The sequence below is a fragment of the Sphaerochaeta sp. UBA5836 genome, assembly GCF_002432845.1.
In the GTDB taxonomy this organism is placed as follows: domain Bacteria; phylum Spirochaetota; class Spirochaetia; order Sphaerochaetales; family Sphaerochaetaceae; genus Sphaerochaeta.
On record NZ_DJGW01000076.1, the window covers coordinates 26,564 to 43,479 of the forward strand.

At 54.8% G+C, this 16,916-nt stretch carries 19 protein-coding genes; 4 read left to right on the top strand and 15 right to left on the bottom strand.

Annotation, left to right across the window (positions count from 1 at the left end):
• The first annotated feature begins 131 nt into the window (after positions 1-131).
• From B3F49_RS06360 to B3F49_RS06370, 3 genes are read left to right on the top strand one after another with little or no spacing between them, the layout of a single operon-like run.
• Positions 132-533: an HIT family protein gene (locus B3F49_RS06360; protein WP_293891659.1), complete on the top strand. Its 402-nt coding sequence runs from the start codon at positions 132-134 to the stop codon at positions 531-533.
• 2 nt (positions 534-535) lie between these two features.
• Positions 536-817 (top strand): hypothetical protein, encoded by a 282-nt coding sequence (locus tag B3F49_RS06365; protein ID WP_293891656.1) that lies wholly within the window; start codon positions 536-538, stop codon positions 815-817.
• A gap of 15 nt (positions 818-832) precedes the next feature.
• The gene (locus tag B3F49_RS06370; RefSeq protein ID WP_293909849.1) at positions 833-2,662 is read left to right on the top strand and encodes a hypothetical protein; all 1,830 of its coding nucleotides are present in this window, start codon (positions 833-835) and stop codon (positions 2,660-2,662) included.
• Here the strand turns inward: B3F49_RS06370 and B3F49_RS06375 are convergent.
• Positions 2,659-3,270, bottom strand: coding sequence for an HdeD family acid-resistance protein (locus tag B3F49_RS06375; protein ID WP_293891651.1), 612 nt, complete (start codon positions 3,268-3,270; stop codon positions 2,659-2,661). The two genes, B3F49_RS06370 and B3F49_RS06375, sit on opposite strands and share 4 nt — an antisense overlap.
• Positions 3,271-3,357: 87 nt before the next feature.
• Here B3F49_RS06375 and B3F49_RS06380 point away from each other — a divergent pair, with 87 nt between their 5' ends.
• Complete coding sequence (locus B3F49_RS06380) at positions 3,358-4,053, top strand: YjjG family noncanonical pyrimidine nucleotidase (protein WP_293909851.1); 696 nt, start codon at positions 3,358-3,360, stop codon at positions 4,051-4,053.
• On the opposite strand, the gene B3F49_RS06385 is transcribed toward B3F49_RS06380, so the two are convergent.
• From B3F49_RS06385 to cdaA, 14 genes are all read right to left on the bottom strand, one after another.
• Entirely contained in the window at positions 4,046-4,822 is a 777-nt protein-coding gene (locus tag B3F49_RS06385) for an FKBP-type peptidyl-prolyl cis-trans isomerase (RefSeq protein WP_293909852.1), read from the bottom strand. The genes B3F49_RS06380 and B3F49_RS06385 overlap by 8 nt on opposite strands.
• Before the next feature lie 162 nt (positions 4,823-4,984).
• Positions 4,985-5,509, bottom strand: coding sequence for a FumA C-terminus/TtdB family hydratase beta subunit (locus B3F49_RS06390; RefSeq protein WP_293909854.1), 525 nt, complete (start codon positions 5,507-5,509; stop codon positions 4,985-4,987).
• A complete protein-coding gene (locus B3F49_RS06395; protein ID WP_293909856.1) occupies positions 5,502-6,347 on the bottom strand; it encodes a fumarate hydratase in 846 nt (281 codons plus the stop codon). The genes B3F49_RS06390 and B3F49_RS06395 overlap by 8 nt, the downstream gene beginning before the upstream one ends.
• Positions 6,334-6,846 carry an antibiotic resistance protein VanZ gene (locus tag B3F49_RS06400; protein WP_293909858.1) on the bottom strand — a complete coding sequence of 171 codons (513 nt, stop codon included), beginning with the start codon at positions 6,844-6,846 and terminating at the stop codon, positions 6,334-6,336. Before B3F49_RS06400 ends, B3F49_RS06395 begins: the two co-directional genes overlap by 14 nt.
• Complete coding sequence (locus B3F49_RS06405) at positions 6,843-7,838, bottom strand: TIGR01212 family radical SAM protein (RefSeq protein WP_293891635.1); 996 nt, start codon at positions 7,836-7,838, stop codon at positions 6,843-6,845. The genes B3F49_RS06400 and B3F49_RS06405 overlap by 4 nt, the downstream gene beginning before the upstream one ends.
• Positions 7,838-10,051 carry a patatin-like phospholipase family protein gene (locus B3F49_RS06410; protein ID WP_293909860.1) on the bottom strand — a complete coding sequence of 738 codons (2,214 nt, stop codon included), beginning with the start codon at positions 10,049-10,051 and terminating at the stop codon, positions 7,838-7,840. Before B3F49_RS06410 ends, B3F49_RS06405 begins: the two co-directional genes overlap by 1 nt.
• 4 nt (positions 10,052-10,055) lie before the next feature.
• Positions 10,056-11,000 carry a methionyl-tRNA formyltransferase gene (fmt, locus tag B3F49_RS06415; protein ID WP_293909862.1) on the bottom strand — a complete coding sequence of 315 codons (945 nt, stop codon included), beginning with the start codon at positions 10,998-11,000 and terminating at the stop codon, positions 10,056-10,058.
• Complete coding sequence (gene def / locus B3F49_RS06420) at positions 10,997-11,506, bottom strand: peptide deformylase (protein ID WP_293891626.1); 510 nt, start codon at positions 11,504-11,506, stop codon at positions 10,997-10,999. The genes fmt and def overlap by 4 nt, the downstream gene beginning before the upstream one ends.
• Before the next feature lie 278 nt (positions 11,507-11,784).
• Complete coding sequence (priA, locus tag B3F49_RS06425) at positions 11,785-13,749, bottom strand: replication restart helicase PriA (RefSeq protein WP_293909864.1); 1,965 nt, start codon at positions 13,747-13,749, stop codon at positions 11,785-11,787.
• The gene (locus tag B3F49_RS06430) at positions 13,749-14,498 is read right to left on the bottom strand and encodes a uracil-DNA glycosylase (RefSeq protein ID WP_293909866.1); all 750 of its coding nucleotides are present in this window, start codon (positions 14,496-14,498) and stop codon (positions 13,749-13,751) included. Before B3F49_RS06430 ends, priA begins: the two co-directional genes overlap by 1 nt.
• Complete coding sequence (gene truA, locus B3F49_RS06435) at positions 14,491-15,336, bottom strand: tRNA pseudouridine(38-40) synthase TruA (RefSeq protein ID WP_293891614.1); 846 nt, start codon at positions 15,334-15,336, stop codon at positions 14,491-14,493. The genes B3F49_RS06430 and truA overlap by 8 nt, the downstream gene beginning before the upstream one ends.
• Positions 15,323-15,700 carry a holo-ACP synthase gene (gene acpS / locus B3F49_RS06440; RefSeq protein WP_293891611.1) on the bottom strand — a complete coding sequence of 126 codons (378 nt, stop codon included), beginning with the start codon at positions 15,698-15,700 and terminating at the stop codon, positions 15,323-15,325. The genes truA and acpS overlap by 14 nt, the downstream gene beginning before the upstream one ends.
• Positions 15,693-16,103 carry a CdaR family protein gene (locus B3F49_RS06445; RefSeq protein ID WP_293891608.1) on the bottom strand — a complete coding sequence of 137 codons (411 nt, stop codon included), beginning with the start codon at positions 16,101-16,103 and terminating at the stop codon, positions 15,693-15,695. The genes acpS and B3F49_RS06445 overlap by 8 nt, the downstream gene beginning before the upstream one ends.
• Positions 16,090-16,911: a diadenylate cyclase CdaA gene (gene cdaA, locus B3F49_RS06450; protein ID WP_293891605.1), complete on the bottom strand. Its 822-nt coding sequence runs from the start codon at positions 16,909-16,911 to the stop codon at positions 16,090-16,092. Before cdaA ends, B3F49_RS06445 begins: the two co-directional genes overlap by 14 nt.
• Between the last annotated feature and the right edge of the window lie 5 nt (positions 16,912-16,916).

Sequence of the window (16,916 nt, forward strand, 5' to 3'; positions counted from 1 at the left end):
AAGAAGCAAATCTGCTGTCCCACCGTACCTCGTGGATGATAGTATATCTGTTTATTTTGTGCAATCCCTTTTCCCAATACAATCCTTTTCCGACTCGACACTTGTGTGATACAATGGCTTCGAGGTGTGCCATGGAAACGATTTTCACAAAAATTTTAAAAGGGGAAATCCCCAGCGTTAAACTTCATGAGGACGAACTTTGCTTCGCCATCCTCGATATCAAACCTGTCAACAAGGGGCACCTGCTGCTGATCACCAAGGAGCCCTATCCAGATCTTCAATCGTGCCCCGATGAGGTGCTCGCCCAACTGATGAAACTGGCAAAACAAGCTGATGCAACACTGAGGAGACAGATCGGCTGCGATGCCACCAACTTGATCATCAACAATGGAAAAGAGAGCGGGCAGGAAGTTCCGCACCTGCATCTGCATATCATCCCCCGCTGGAAGAACGACCATAAAACCATCCAGCTTTCGAAAGAGACCTATACCGATGGCGAAATGGCCGAGTATGGGAAACAATTGGAGTTTTAACTATGCGTGCCTGCCATCACTGTCATACAAGCATCGACGTCATGACCAGTATCGGCTATTCGACGCTCTGCCCAACCTGCTCGAAAAGTCTGCACAGCTGCGTAAACTGCCGCTTCTACCACCCGGGAATCTATCATGACTGCCTCGAAGGAGTGGAAGAGTACATCGAGGACAAGGTGGAAGCAAACTATTGCGACTCGTTCATGCTTGGAGAGGACTCCAAGGAGGAAGCGGAGCGCAAAGCACAAGCCAAGGCCCGGGCCGAGGCATTCTTCAACTTTTAAGGACACCACAGCACTATGAATAAACGTTGGTTACTGCCCATTCTTCTCGTCATGCTTCTTTTTACCGTCGGATGCCAGAGCTATACTGCAAGCCAGGGCAAGGATGTCATTCAACTGAGTGCATCCGAAGGCACACTGCCGGTCACCAAATATTCCACCATCGAAGCCGAGAGGCAGGCAATCCTCGATGCCGAAATGGCCAAGCAGCAGCTTGAGGAAGCACAACGCAAGGCCGAAGCAGAAGAACAGGAGAGGATGCTGGCCGCCCGGCAAGCGATGGAAGCAGAGCAGCAACTGCAGCAAAGCCGCCAACAAGCATGGGATGAGGCGCAAGCCAATATCGCCTCCCTTGTAGAGAAGAATACCCTGCTGGAACGTTCCAACGAAGACCTGCAGGCCCGCCTCGATGCAACACTGCAGGCTTTGTCTGCAATCGAGGGGGAACAAGGCTCCACCAGCGAGCAGCTGGTCATCGCCTTGCAGCAGCTTGAGGAACTGACCCAAGCAAAAACCGACCTGCAGGCCCGCCTCGATGCTGCACTGAAGGCATTGGTCGCAACCAAAGAGGAAGCAACGTCCACCGGCGAGCAGCTGACTTTCGCCCTGCAGGAACTGGAGGACATGACCCAGGCATACGAAAATCTGACCTATCATGCAAACGAGCTGGAAGGATTGCTTACCGAACAGCAGGTCATCAATGGCGAGTTGGAAGATTTGCTTTCCCAGACCGAAGCCGACTTTCTTGCAAGGGAATCGGCATGGCAGAGCCAGCATGCAACCCTAGTGCAAACCCTTGAGTCCACCATCCAGGCTCTCGGTGAGGAGATGGCCATCCTGAAGGTCCAGCTGGAAGAGAAAACTTCGACACTTGAGGAAAAAATCAAGCTTGAACAAGAACGGGACGCAGAAGCAAAGCGCCTCGCCCAGCTGAAGCAGCACGAACTTGCACAGAAGGAAGCCTTGGAGCGCCAATTGGAGGAAGAAGAAAGACTCCGACAAGCTGCCTTGGACCAGCTGTATCGGCAGATCCCACCGCTGGACGAACTCACCTTCCCAAGAATCTACACCACCGACAAGCCGACCGTTCTATTCACCGACCAAAGCCAGCTGCATGCAATGCTGCTGCCCCTCGACGATACGCCTTGGAGCGATAAGAGCATGGCTGGGCAGGTCAAGAACAGTATCAGCGACCTCTCTTATCCTGTCATATTTTTGACCGGTCACATGCAGAATGTCATTGATGTGGTACGACAGGTGGGCATGCATGCAGTACTGGTGGAAGGCGGGGCCATCATCACATCCCTGCCGATCATCAGCTCCAGCACCCATGGTGCCAGCGTTCAGTTCAGCGAGAAGAAGACGCTCCGCCTAGCTCTCGCCTACCTGCCGGAGTACAAGGTGCTCGCGACCTTCGCAGACGGTGGTGATTGGAAGGCTGTCCAAAAAAGCGTCACCCAAGCACGGCAGGAGAGCCTGAAAGCCATCATTGCCGAAGGCTCGGTCACCGAGCCGACCCTGCTTGCTGCAAGCCTCTTCGAACCATCACACCAGGATTGGAACACCTTCAGCCCGATAGCCTATCGGCAAGTCGATTATCTCTGGCCGCTGACCACCCTCCTCGAGGATGAACAGTTCTATGATGTCTATCGGGTGACGCACTTCTCCAGTGCAACCGATGCAGGCAACACGCTGGTCAAGAAGGACTTCAAGGAGCGCATCGACTATATGTTCAGCCGAAAGATGCTGCCGCTCGCTTCCTCCATGCTTACCATCGGAGGGGAATCGGTTGCAGATGCCGATGGCATCGCCCGCTACGGTCTCGTCTCCTCCTTCCTGGTGCCCTAGTCCTTGGAGCTTTCGTCAACCACGACAGCTTCAACCTCGATGGCTTGCGTGTTGAACTGTCGGTTGATCTTGCGGATCCGATAGGCCCAAAACACCATGCCCAGGCCTGAGGCGATCAACACAACCCCTACCAGCTTGAGCAACATGCTGCCTATCTGCTCGGGGAAGACAAACAACAGGATTGCAACAACCAAGGAAAACACACCTTCAGAGAGCATCCCGGTAACGACGATACCACTCTTTCGCAGCAAGAGCGCATCCAAGAATAAGATGACCGCCGAAAAAACCAATTCGATGGCGATTACAAACAAGAACACCTTCCAGCTCACATCGGCTGCCGTCAGCGGTACGATGACTGCTGTGATGCCCAGGCCAAGACTGATCAGTGCCTTGACGAGGGTTGCAATCTTGGAACGCTTTCCCAGCTTGTACCCACTCAGGGAGAACAGGGTGAACAGTCCTGAGCCGGCAAGGAACAAGCCAAGAATCGAGATGAATATCTTGACGAACGACTCCTGCTGGAACATCAGGTAGATGCCAAGAATCATGAGCAACGACCCAAAGAGAATTGAAAGGGTCAAGTGGCGTTTGAGAAAACTATCCTGCATTGTCAACTCCTTGAACCGGTCTTGCATCACCGGACTGTTTTTCTTTATCGTACAGACAAGAAGAACCCAAGTAAAGGATGACAGAGCATGTACCGCTATCTTTTTTTCGATGCAGACGGAACACTGTTCGATTTTGAACAGGCTGAGCACCACGCATTCCATTCGATGGCCCGGGACTTGGGACTTTCAGTCCAGAACGATCACTTTTTGCAATACAAAGCTTGCAATGCTTCCTGCTGGAAAGAGTTCGAGCAAGGTGCGTTGACCCTTGAGGAGCTGAAGACAAAGAGGTTTGAGCGCTTCTCTGAAACATCCCTCTTCTTGTTGGATGCAAACAGAGCATCCCAAAGCTATCAGAACCATCTGGCGGGGCAAGGGATACTGTTTGGACACAGCCTGCTCATACTCTCGACGCTTGCAAAGCGGGGTTACACGCTTTTTCTCGCCACCAACGGCATCGCTGAGGTGCAGCGGGGACGATTGAAGGAGAGTGGTGTCTCTCACTTCTTCAAGGACATTTTCATCAGCGAGGAACTTGGATGGCAGAAACCCGACACCCGATACTTCTCTGCCATGCTTGAGCGCTCGAATTTGTTGGGCGAGAAGAGTCACTGCCTGATGATCGGCGACAACCCTGAGAGCGACATCCGCGGTGCAATGGACAGCGGCATCGACTCAGTCTGGTACAATCCTCACAATCAGGCACTCCCCCCCGACCTTGAGGCGACTTACACGGTGACTCGGCTGGAAACGATACTGGATCTGCTTGCAGCACCTATTTGATGGCTTTCAGCTCGACTTCCACAATCAAGAGCGTGTTCGGTTCAATGGTTTGCGTCCCTTCCTTGCCGTACGCCAGGTCAGGGTGAATCCAGAACCGGTATTTGGAACCGACGCTCATGAGTTTCACCCCTTCGATGAATCCGGGAACCATGATGGCTTTCAGCTGGAATGTTGAGCTCTGGCCCCGCTCATAGCTGCTGTCGACGACTCGGCCGTTGGGAAGCAGGATCTGGTAGTCAACCTCGACAATGCTCTCCTCGGTAGGCGTCTGCCCTTCGCCGACTGACAATACTTCGTACTGCAGTCCCGACTCCGTACTTTTGACCTGCTCACGAGTGCCATTGGTTGCAAGGAATTCCTGGGCTGTCTTCAGGTTTTGCTCAGCGAGGGCCTCAAGCTCCTGCTGGGCGATCTGAAGCATGTTTGTTTGGACCTCATAGAGGATCGCGCCCATCTCCTCCTGGGTGAAAAAACCTTTCTGCCTCTGGGCGTCCAATGCGCCCTTGGCAAAATAGGAAGCATCCAGGTTGCCGAAGCCCTGTTGTTGCAGTGTTGTGTACAGCATATATCCGTAGGTGTAGCTGAATCGGTCATCCAATTCAACCGGTTTGACCAGGTCGTTGATGACATCAGTCTCTTTGATTATCTGTTTCTCGGTAACAACAGGGATGCTCGGCATCGCCACCTGGGGGACAGCCTCTTTTGTGCAGCCGATGAGCAGAAACAGGAGAAGATAGGGCGCAAAGCGCACAGTCATATAATTCTTCACGGCATATCCTTCCGGCTTACATGATTTTCCTCCCCGCTTTCCGCATGGAAAGAGAAGGCTCTTCAGTCACCCCAAGATGAAGAGGCTTGCAAGGGAGTCTTGCATACAGGAAACTGTACTCCACCTCCACCAAAACGTCCAGTAAAAAGAAGAAAAACAGGACTAATACGTGAAAACACTTCCCTGTAGGCTATCAATGGCGACAATTGCCGGAAATTTCTCTACCTCAAGAAGGAGGAGAGCTTCCGGTCCGAGGTGTTCAAATGCAAGGATGCGTGAAGACTTCACCGTGGAGGCATAGAGTGCCCCGCATCCACCAAAAGCCTGAAGATAGACCGCCTTGTTTCGCCTGATCGCATCAACAACATCCTGGCTTCGCGGCCCTTTTCCGATCATGACCTTCAACCCGTGGTCCAGCAACAGGGGTGAAAAGGGATCCATTCTTGCACTGGTCGTTGGACCGCAGGCGCCGATCACCTTCCCCGCCGGTGCCGGAGATGGGCCCATGTAATAGATCGCCTGTCCCATCAGATCAATGGGAAGGCTCTCGCTATGAAGCAGTCGTTCATACAACAGGCTGTGCACCTGGTCGCGGCCGACATATAGCTTTCCGGTCAAGAGGACTTGGTCGTATGCCTGCAGGCCGGCAATATCTTCAGGTGTGAGAGGAAGGTTGAGCTCACGCATCTTCTCCCTCCTTCCAGGTGATGGTCGCCTTTCGGTCGGCCCAACAATTGATCGATACAGCAAGGGGAAGCCCCGCAATGTGGGTGCTCTCCTGCTCGACAGCCACGTGCAAGGCGGTAATGGTGCCCCCCAATCCGCCGCTGCCGATTCCCAACGTCTGGATGGAGGCAAGAATCTCCTGCTCCAAGGCAGCATATCGCGCATCACTGTTCGCCTGGCGTACATCGCGAAGCAAGGCGCGCTTGCTCAAATACGCCGCTCTGTCCATGGTGCCGCCCAAGCCCACTCCTACAAAAATCGGAGGACAAGGCTTGCCCCCGGCCTTTTGGACGATCTGCCTGACCGCTTCCACTACGGCTTCTTTTCCCCCGGTGGGATTGAGCATCCTCACCGAGCTGCAGTTCTCACTGCCGAAACCCTTGAGCAGGATGCGGAGGGTGAGGCCACTGCCTTCGACAAGATTCCACCAGATGGCCGGAGGCAGGTTGTTTTGGGTATTGGTTCGGTCGAAGACCGGCTCCGCAACGATGGAACGACGAAAATATGCTTGCTGGACGGCTGTCTCACAGCCCTCCATGATGGAGGCTTCAATGCTTCCAAACGAAAGAGGACAGGTGCGCCCCACATCGGCAAAGACCAAGAACAATCCGGTATCCTGACACATAGGCAGGCCGGTCTCTTTTGCAAGCTCAAGGTTCTTCAGTATTGCATCGAGTACGGCCTTTGCCGGCTCACGCTCCTCTTGCCCATAAGCTCTTTTGATCAAGTCAAGCACATCCTCATCAAGCTCGACTACTGCATGCATCAGCGCGTCTCGTATTCGTTCAGCGAGTTTCATCAACCCCATCCTTCCAATTCGGGTCATACAGCCAAGGCCGCGTGGTAAAATACGAACCGACCAACTTGAGCAGCAACAGGACCACCGCCACCCCGACGACCAGCCCCATGAAGTCGGCTGCAAGGTCGAGCCATTCCCGGGTCCTTCCAAACCTTGGCTGGAGGAACTCCACGAAACCACCAAGCAGCAACCCGGTCACCAAGGTGTAGATGATCGATCTGCCGGACCAGCTGGTGATGTGCAGGGTTGAATGGACCTTGGATCGTGCTCTTCGTTGTTTTCCGGAACCGGGGATTTGCAGCGTCGCCAAGAAGAAGGAGAACCCGAAGGCTGCATAGGCTGCCATATGGTCGCCCTTGTCGGCAAATGGTATCCATGAAATATGGGGATAGGCCTCCTTCGGCATGAACGAATACGCCAAAATGAGACCGACTACCACTATCGTAAGCACAATTCCTGTTATCCGGACTATCTTTTGCAATGGAATCCTTCCACTCATACCAAATCCCCTTGTACCCAGCCATGCGTTTCCATGCTTTGTGTTACCTGTGCAAGAAATTGGTGCTTGTCAGGAAACGAACGAGGAGATACACGCCTATGACTGGGAGTTTCGCACATCATCCGTTCGATGACAACCGAGTCTTGAAGATGTCGGAGAAAGAAGATGCAATCACTGACATGCCGTTTCAGCGAAGCTGTACATACCTCTCCCTGCCGATGCCAATCATCCAAGCGAGTTCCCGCACAGACATGCAGGTTATGGATTTTCACGGCATCACTGTGTACCGCGTTGATCAGTCGTGCCGTTGCAAGATAGTCATCACACCCTTCATACGGCAGTCCCAGCATCACATGAGTACAAACACCGATATGGCGCAAATGTAACGCTTTTACCGCACGAATATAACATTCTATGTCATGATTTCGACCCATGAGGTCCAAACTGCGCTGATTTGCACTCTCCAGGCCGATCTCAACCCAGACTTTCTCGACCATGCCGGTATACGATGCCAGCAGATCTACAACCTGCTGCGGCAGGCAATCGGGACGGGTTGAGACGATGAACTCAACAAAGGGACCGCAGGCCAACGCGGCATCAAACAACGCCCTGAGGTTCTCAATGGTGTCAAATGTATTGGTGTAGGACTGGAAGTAGAGGCTGTACCGCTCGGCTTTATAGCGGCGCTTCACAAAAGCCTTGCCCCGTTCGATTTGAAAACGGATGCGGTCGATCCGCTCAGCAAGGGAACCGGCATTCGAACAAAAATCTTCCACAATCCCGTCCCGGCATAAGCCCAACCGACTCAGCTCATGCTCTTGCGTACGGTGATAGACAGCTGAAGCTCCCCTGCCGTCGCAGAAGGCGCACCCACCCGTTCCATCCTCCCGACGATTCGGACAAGAAAAAAGGGCGTCGACACCGACTCGATACACCCGGCCTCCATAGACACCCTCCAAATGCCGGGCGTACATGCGGTACGGGGCCTGCATCAGTAGACTCCGACGGCGAGGGTGACAAAACCAGCGAGGTTTGCCCCGAAACTGATCAGGATCTCACCAAGGGGTGCAACCAGTCCCAGGACCACCCCCAAGCCCATATCCCACATGATATCGGAGAAATAGTCATTGCTTGCGGGGGCTTGGGCAGTATAAGGGTCATACACGTCCAGCACACCTGTTCGCAGGATGACCTTGCTGTAGGTGGGATACCCCAGCACTTCATTGAGCCGATGCTGCCAGGTTACTCCTGCATACAGGGCATCACGCCTGAGCGACAAGGGACTGTAGCCGGGTATTCCTTCGACGATACCCAAATCGGCATAGCTGTCCAACAAGGGATACGGCCTGCGGATCAAGGAGAGATGCAGGTCATACCCGAGACTGTCCAGATACGTGAGGGCAAATCTCTGATTCCATGCAAGACGCATGCTGCCCAGCAGTTGGTCAAGGTATCCTATCGATGCAAGCACGTCCAACCTGTATCCGCCGGGGGTGAAACGGCTTCGCAGGCTGTTGTACAACAAGCTGACTTTCAGTTCGGGGAAAGCAAGAAAGGTATCGGCAAACCGATTGTCGTGCAGCGAGACAAGGTGGTAAGAGCCCATCAGGGAAGCCAAGCCGATTTCGTTGAACCGAAGATCCAGGGCCAGGTCGGCATGGAAAGCTCGGTCAAGGGGAGCCGTCCGGGCTGCATTCACCACCGTGCTCAGCGTGCTGAAACTGCCGCTGCCGTAGAACAGGCCGAGTTTCACATCCACCTGCCCCCAACTGGTAAATGCAAACGGGTAGCTCAGGGCAATCTGCATGCTGGTCTTCTGCCCCAAGGTCGCATTGACCAACAAGGAAAGCTCGGTGTTCCAAAAGTCATTGACGTATGCATCCAGAAACACATCCGCCCGGTACCAAGCCAAGGATGAAGGCAGTGCGTTGGAAAACCCTGCATCGCTTTGCAAGCCGAGGCTGATATTCCGATCAAGCTTCCCAAAACCGCGACCCGATATCAACAAGGTGCCGCCAGGCGCCATCTCATAGGAGAGGCTTGCCAGAGCGTTGGCCTTGCGGATTTCCCGCAACTTCAAGTTGAGTTCCTCGGCTGTCTGCTTGTCGAGTTTCCGTCCCAGGAACGAGGAAAACTGTTTAGCCTGGGGCATCTGATGTCCATCGCTGAGAGAGAGGTCCTGGATGGCAATCTGCAAAATAGTCGGTGTTGGTTGCAGGCTGTACGCCCCATTGCGGTTGCTGTCCAGAACAGCAAGGCCTCGTGTCGACCCTATCTTCTCGGCCAAGGCTGCAAGCTCATCACGCCTTGCCTCCACAGCCTGTCTGCCGCGCTCAATGATCAGTTCCGGTTTGGTGAAATCCAGCGAATTGATATCCCTCAGGTCGGGGAGAAACAGCAGGTCGGCAAGCGGGTGTTGCATGGTAGCCTTCTCCTGTGTGAGCAGGAAGACTGTCTGCACCGCCATCGCCGAAAGGTTTTCCAGTTCTTCATAGGATTGAAATTGCAGGGCATTCACATCGCTGGCGATGACGATATCGGCTCCCAACGACCGGGCGAGAGCGATGGGCAGGTTGTCCACCACGCCTCCATCCACCACCAACCGATTCTCCTCATAGGGGTATGGGGAAAATACCAAGGGGATGGATATGCTGCTTCTGATGGCGCTGACCAGGGACCCCGATTCGTATACGATACGCTCTCCGGTTAGTGCATCCGCAGAAACACAGCGAAACGGAATGGGCAAATCGTCGAAATCGATCGTATTTGGGTATTTGGCAAAAAGATACCCCAACAGCTCAAGAATTTTCTGGTCTCCGATGAGTGAAGGACCATCACCTAAGGCTTTCTCGCCGAAACCAAGGGAGAATACATGGTCGTGCATGTAGGAGAACGCTGTATTTTGATTGCGTACGGTATCGAGAGCCGGCTCCGAGAACAAGCCGACCAAGTCGGTCTCTTCCAGGAGCCTGCGAATTTCCTTGGGAGTGTAGCCGCTGCTGTACAAACCACCGACCAGCGAGCCCATGCTGGCTCCCAGAACCATATCGATGGGAATTCCCTCTGCTTCAAGGGCTTCCAGCACAGCAATATGGGCAAGCCCGCGGGCGCCGCCGCCGCTGAGTACGAGGACGACTGTCGGCTTGGAGGCGGCAAGCGGTACACACAAGAGAGAAAAAAGCATGAAAAACAGCGCTCGTTTCATAGCTTTACCCGAGCCTTGCACCAAGAAAACCTTGGTTGCCGTTTAAAAAGGAGGCCCAGTCAATCTCCTTGCGTTTTTCCAGCTGCAGTGAAGTGACCCAGAGCAACCCATCACCGGTTGCAATTGCAATGCCTTTGCCTTTTTGCTTTCCAACCACCGTCCCCACCGGTATATCTGCGTCCGCCTTCTGCTCTCCCGCATCCTGCACACTACCATGCACCCCGGTAATCATAAGGTTCTGTCCGTTGTACAGCGTACGGGCCTTCGGCCACGGGTAGAGGGCACGAATTTGTGCGTGAAGTTCCTTTGCACTGCGATGAAAATCAAGATGGGCCATCTCAGGGGTGAGCAACGTGGTGTAGGTAGCCTCCCCTTCCTGCTTGGTAAACGTTGCAGTTCCTGCCTGCACCAAGCCAAGGGCTCGTACCGCCAGATCAGCAGCCTTGAGGCTGACGAAGGAAGAGAGGCTTTCCGCCGTCTCGTCACCCTGCAGCACAAAACGTTCACAGGCCAGAATGTCTCCCGAATCCATCTCTCGGGCAATGCGTTGGATGCTGATCCCGCTCTCCGTCATCTGGTTGAGGATCGCCCCTTGTATGGGGCTTGGACCACGCAGGGAGGGAAGCAGCGAGGGATGGATATTCAGCTTCTCATTGGAAAAAAGCGAGAGAAACTTCGGTCCGAACATTCTCCCGTAAGCAAAGCAAACAAGCGTATCGCAGCCGGTCTCTGCAACCTCGGTGCGTGCCTGCAACCCAAGGCTGTCATGCTGCAGTACTGCAAGACCGAGCCTGAGTGCTTCACTCTTGACTGCAGACGGAACAAGGGCCCTGCCCCTTGCACCGGGTTTGTCGGTATTGGTTAAAACCGCACCGACCTCAAAGTGCTCCGACAAGGCCCTCAGGGTGGGGACTGCAATCTCTGGAGTTCCCGCGAAGAGGATTCTCACCGCTCGCGTCTCCTGCTTGTTGACTTCGACCTCTTTTCATAGGCCTTCACCATTTTCTCCCGCTCCTCATCATCGAGGCGGTCGATGAACAACACCCCGTTGAGGTGATCGTTCTCGTGTTGGATCGCCCGTGCGAGCAAGCCTTCGGCCTTGACGGTGAATACCTTGCCCTCGGTGTCCTGTGCCTGGACGGCGACCCTGGCAGGGCGCTGTACATCATGCCAGACGCCGGGTATGGAGAGGCAGCCCTCTTCGGCGGTATCGGTCTCTATCGAAGTCTCGATTATCTGAGGATTGATGTATGCACGCTTCTCTTGGCCTTGGATGTGAATGACGAACAAGCGGCTGTTCACCCCGACCTGGGGAGCTGCAAGGCCGACTCCATCGGCTTCAGCCATGGTTTCAAACATCGCATCCACCAAGATTTTCAGCGCATCATCAAATTTGGTTACCGGTTGGCACTTCTCGGTAAGTACCTCATCTCCAAGTGTATAAATATCTAACATAGTATCTCAACTATACCAACACAAAACGCTATGGTCAACGCAAGAGAGGACAGCACACCATACGATAATCACCGGCACCGATACATTTGACGCCATCGAATCTTGCCGATGCAGGATTCATGAACATGACATTCAAGGGCGGTGTGGTAGGAGCTGAAACCACATTCATCCTGAAGATTACGTTTCCCAAGCAAGGGCCTCCCGGCTAGCTCGATGGAAGTACCGTGACCAATGATGCATCAGAGATGGAATTTTCCGAGCCGAGCAGCCCGTAACCGCTACAAGAGCTGCAACGGATCAAGGTCCACTTCCAGATACACCGCCGAGGGAGGGGTATAGGAAGCAAGCACGGTAGAGACCAGGTGGTGCGCCGAAGAGCCATCCTTGCCTGAGACAAGGATGTGGAAACGGTAGTTGGAGGCAATCATCTCCAGCGGGCATTCGCCGGCGGCAAGTACTTCAGCCTTGATATGGGCCGATGCGGCTTGAAGGAGGGCCTCCAGCTTGGCGGTTTCCGCCTCCACCTTCTTTTGGTTGCGCCCCCTGAGCACCAGGTTGATGAGCCTGCTGTACGGGGGGAACCCTGTTTCCTTGCGAACCACCAGCTCCTCGTTGTAGAACCCCTCTACATCGCCGCCCAAGGCGTATTGGATGGCAGGATTGTCAGGATGGAAGGTTTGGATGATCACCTTCCCTTGGTCGTTGTACCGTCCAGCCCTGCCCGAGACCTGGACAAGCAGGCTGAACGTCCGTTCCTGGCTGCGGAAGTCCGGGATATTCATCCCGCTGTCGGCAAGCACGATGCCGACCAGCTCCACTTTGGGGAAATTCAGCCCCTTTGCCACCATCTGCGTCCCCAAGAGGATGTCGATCGACCCCTGACGGAATTCGGAGAGCGTCTTCTGCACATGCCCTTTCTCCTTGGCGCTGTCGGTGTCCAGGCGCTCGACTCGGGCTTTGGGAAAGAGGGTGCGAATCTCCTGCTCAATCATCTCGGTGCCGAAGCCGCTGTACGTCACATCAACACTGCGGCACTCGGGACAGACCCGCATCGGTGCGGTGCGATACCCGCAGTAGTGGCAAACCATCTGTTCGCTCTTCTTGTGGTAGGTCAGAGCCACCGAACAATGGGGACAATGCAGCTCATAGCCGCAGCTGTTGCAGTGGAAGAAGTATGAAAAGCCCCGACGATTGAGAAAGAGGATGACCTGCTTCCCTTTACCCAGTGTCTGCTTGATACCCTGCTTCAACGCAGAGCTGACCAGGGATTTCTCAAACGCAAGGTTTACCACCTCCACACGGGGCATGCTTCCGCCTGCCACACGCTTGGTGAGGCGAAGAGCTCCCACCTGATTGCCGTCCAGCATGAGGCTGTACGCCTCAAGGGAAGGGGTAGCACTGCCCATGACCAAGGTCGCGCCTTCCTGCTGACAACGGCGCTGGGCAACCTGTCTGGCATGATAACGGGGGGTATTGCCGCTCTTATAGCTGTTCTCATGCTCCTCGTCGAGGATGATCAGACCAAGATTTTCAAACGGAGCAAACACGGCACTTCTGGCACCTATTGCAAGGTCCACTTCCCCTCTGATGATGCGCTTCCACTCCTTCAGCCGTTGGCTGGGAGTGAGAGCTGAATGAAGAATCGCCACCTTATTGGCAAACCGTGTGGAGACCTGCTGGACTAGTTGATGGGTCAGCGTGATTTCGGGCACCAGGTAGATGACCGATTTCCCTTCTGCTATCACCGCCTCGGCACAGCGCAAGAACACCTCGCTCTTGCCGCTTCCGGTCACTCCGTAGAGGTAGTACATCGGTTTCTCGCGCCTCAGGATCTCCTTGATCGCGGCATCCTGCTCATCGCTGAGATGGTGGATGCGCTCAAAGCTCAGGTCTTCCTCGATCTCGAGAGCGGGGATGCCGAGCTCCCTTCTTCCTCCGGGGACCATCATGCTCAACGCTTCCCCGAGCGAGCACAGATAGTACCGACTCATCCAATCGGCAAGGTCGATGAGCTGCCTGCCATAGAGCGGCGATGCGTCGATGACGCGCTTGATCGGCTTCACATCGTATGCAGCGGTGAAAGCGTCCAACAGCTCGATGACAAAGCCGGTCATCTCCCGCTTGCCGAATGGGACGACCACCCGATGCCCTACAGCCACCTTGTCGGCGATCTCGGGATCGATGGTATAGGTAAAGGCTTGCTTGAGCGGCAAGTCCAAGGCCACCATGGCAAACAAGGCCATCACGACCTCCCGGACAGCTGGATATCCAAATACGCGGCAACCTTCTTCAAATCATCCCAAACCGGCCGTTTCAGCTCCAAATTGCGCAATACTGCAGCCGGGTGGTAGGTAACCACCACCGGAATTCCTTCATACCGCAAAAATCGACCCCGCAGCTTGCCCACCCCGTCGGCAACGCCAAGCAGTGAACGTGCTGCTACGCTGCCGACCAAAAGAAGGATTTGCGGCTTGACCAGCTGGATCTGCCGCTTGAGGTACGGAATGCAGGCCTGCACCTCGTCGACCTCGGGATCACGATTCTGCGGCGGCCTGCACTTGACGATGTTTGCTATGTACACCGAGCTGCTGCGGTTGAGATGGATGGCGTTCAGCCAGCTGTCCAGATACTGGCCTGCCTTTCCAACGAATGGCTTGCCGCTGGCATCTTCCTCAAACCCAGGGCCCTCTCCGATGACCATCAGGCGGGCCGGGAGGGTCCCCTCTCCGAACACCACATGGTTTCTTCCCTCACAAAGACGGCACTTGGTACACGCCAGAGCAAGGGATTCCAGCTGTCGGATATTGGTGCCCTGGATGGAATCCTTATCGATCGGAAGGGGCAGCAAGGCATCGAGCAGGGCGGAGAAATCACGTGGGCCACTGCCTTGCACCGGGACAGACCCGATGACCGCCTCAGCCTCATCGCACAGGTCCACAAAGCTTTGCAACGCCGTGGCAAGGGCGTCGCGTTTGTGCTGGATGTCACTCATTGCCGTCCTCCTCAAACCATGCATACTCAGCCGGATCGTAGCTGATCCGGTAGAGATAGAGACCACAGGCGCCGGCTGTACAGCCGGCACGACTTCGGTCCAGTGAAGCGAGTATGTCGGCAAACTCCTCTCCAGTCAGGCCTTTCCGGGCAAACTCCATCATCGACCCCACCAGAGAGCGTACCATCCTGTACAAGAACGCATTGCCGCAGATGGTGTATGTCAAGAGCTGTTTGCCGTAACGGTCCGTCTCCACCTTCCAATACGACTCATAGATGTCCCGCCAGCGGGATGGACAGAGATCACCGCTTGCAGTGAAGGTGGTGAAGTCATGCGTTCCCAGCAGGACTTGGGCATAGGAGCTCAGCAAGTCAAGCGGAGGAAACTGCTTCACCTTTGCCACCAACTGGTCGTCAAAGGCGGTCATGTCACATTCACGCTTGTAGTAGTAGCGGTACATCCGCGCCATGGTTGTATAGCGGGCATGAAAGGTTCCATCGACTTCGCTGGAGTCGAGAATCCTGATGTCGGCGGGAAGCAGCCGGTTGAGCGCAAGGGCGAACTTCTGTGCCTTCACCCGGGTGTTGGCAATGTCCATATGACAGACTTGCGCCAAGGCATGCACCCCGCTGTCCGTTCTACCGCTGCCGACCACCTGAACATCCTCATCGATCATCTGCTTGACCGCTTGCTCGATGATTTCGGCGACAGCTTTTGCATTGGCTTGCTTTTGCCAACCACTGTAGTGGCTGCCGTGGTAGGAGACAGTCATCCGAATTCTTCTAAGCCCCGGCCCCAGAGGCTCCAGATCAGGCCGTTTCCAATCAGAGCGAGCCATCACAACCTCCTTGAAGCAAGACCACAGCCACTGAAACCGGCTGGTCATGACTGATGGATAGCATGGCCGTCCGGGAGCCTACCAATATCCGGGCTCTTCCTGCAAAGCAAAGTTTGGGACTGCCGTCAGATTGCTTCTCCACCCAGATTTCCTGCAAGCTTATCCCTTTCAATCCGGTGCCCAAAGCTTTGCCCAGGGCTTCCTTGGCGGCAAATCGACCGGCAAGGAACTCGCTTTGCACCTCCAAGGCAAGAGCGGATGCATCTTCCAGCTCCCGCGGATGGAACAACCGTTGCTTCACTGCTTCAGAGAGTCTGCCGATCCGGTCAATATTCACCACGTCGATGCCGATGCCCTCAATCATCAGGTCCGCTCCCCGCTGTGAAGAGAATCCTGAATTGGGTGGGATTGGCCGACAAGGCGATATCGGCACTGTCAAAGACCTGCTCATCGTAGACAAGAATCACCGGAGCTGTGGCAATACCCTCCTGCTTGACGGCAGAGAAGTCCACACTTGCCTGGATGGAATTCGGATTGATGAGGTAGATGACATCCTCATTCCCCCTGATGCTGACCTCGACCGAAGCAGGCACAAGGCTCTCGGCCTCGTATCGGTCAGGCAGCAAGACTTCCAGGGGAATGGTTACCACCCGTGCTCCCAAGGTGGTGTATTGGATAAAGGCATAGACCAGCAAGGCAAAGACCAAGGACAAGACCTTGGCCGGCCAGTTGTAGATGAATGCTTGCAGGTGTTTATTCAGTTTCATCACTGTTTGCCTCCTGCAATAGTTCTTCGGGCGTGATGTCGTTGTAACTGAACAAGGCAAGCAGCATTCGCTTGATCGTCCCTGTTTCCAAGTCATAGTAGAGGTTGGCGTTGTATGTCATGCTTATCGCCCCGGTCTCCTCGCTGACGATGAGCACAACGGCATCAGACTCCTCGGCCAATCCCAACGCCGCCCGGTGGCGGGTTCCGAAACTCTTCTTGATATCGGTCTGCTCGCTGAGGGGGAGGTAGCATCCGGCGGCGACGATGCGCCCGCCTTGGATAACCATCGCCCCATCGTGCAGCGGGGTATCATGGTCGAACACCGTAAGGATCAGGCTGGTGGAAAGGTCGGCGTTGAGCCGGGTCCCACTATCGATGATGTTCTTGATCCCCAGGCGGCGGGGGAATACGATCAAGGCGCCCCTGCGCTTGTTCACCAGCACGGTGCAGGCGTTGAGGATGGAGTCGATCTGATCCGAACTCGTAGTCTGCGTCCCGATCCTGAAGAGCCTGGAACGGCCGCTCCAAAGCTGGGTGAACGACCTCCTCAGTTCCGGCTGATAGACGATACAGATGAAAATGGTTGCGGGAACCGAGATATAGCGGAAGAACCAGAGCAGTACATCCAATTTAAGGATGTAGCTGATGGCGAAGGCGGAGAACAGGACAACCACCACCTTGACCATCTGTTGTGCCTTGGTCTGGGCTATGGTCTCATAGAACCGATAGAACAACCATGCAAGAACCCCCACCTGTAAGGCGGGGCGTATGAATGACAACACTCCTTGCATTGCATCAAGAACCATCAGGA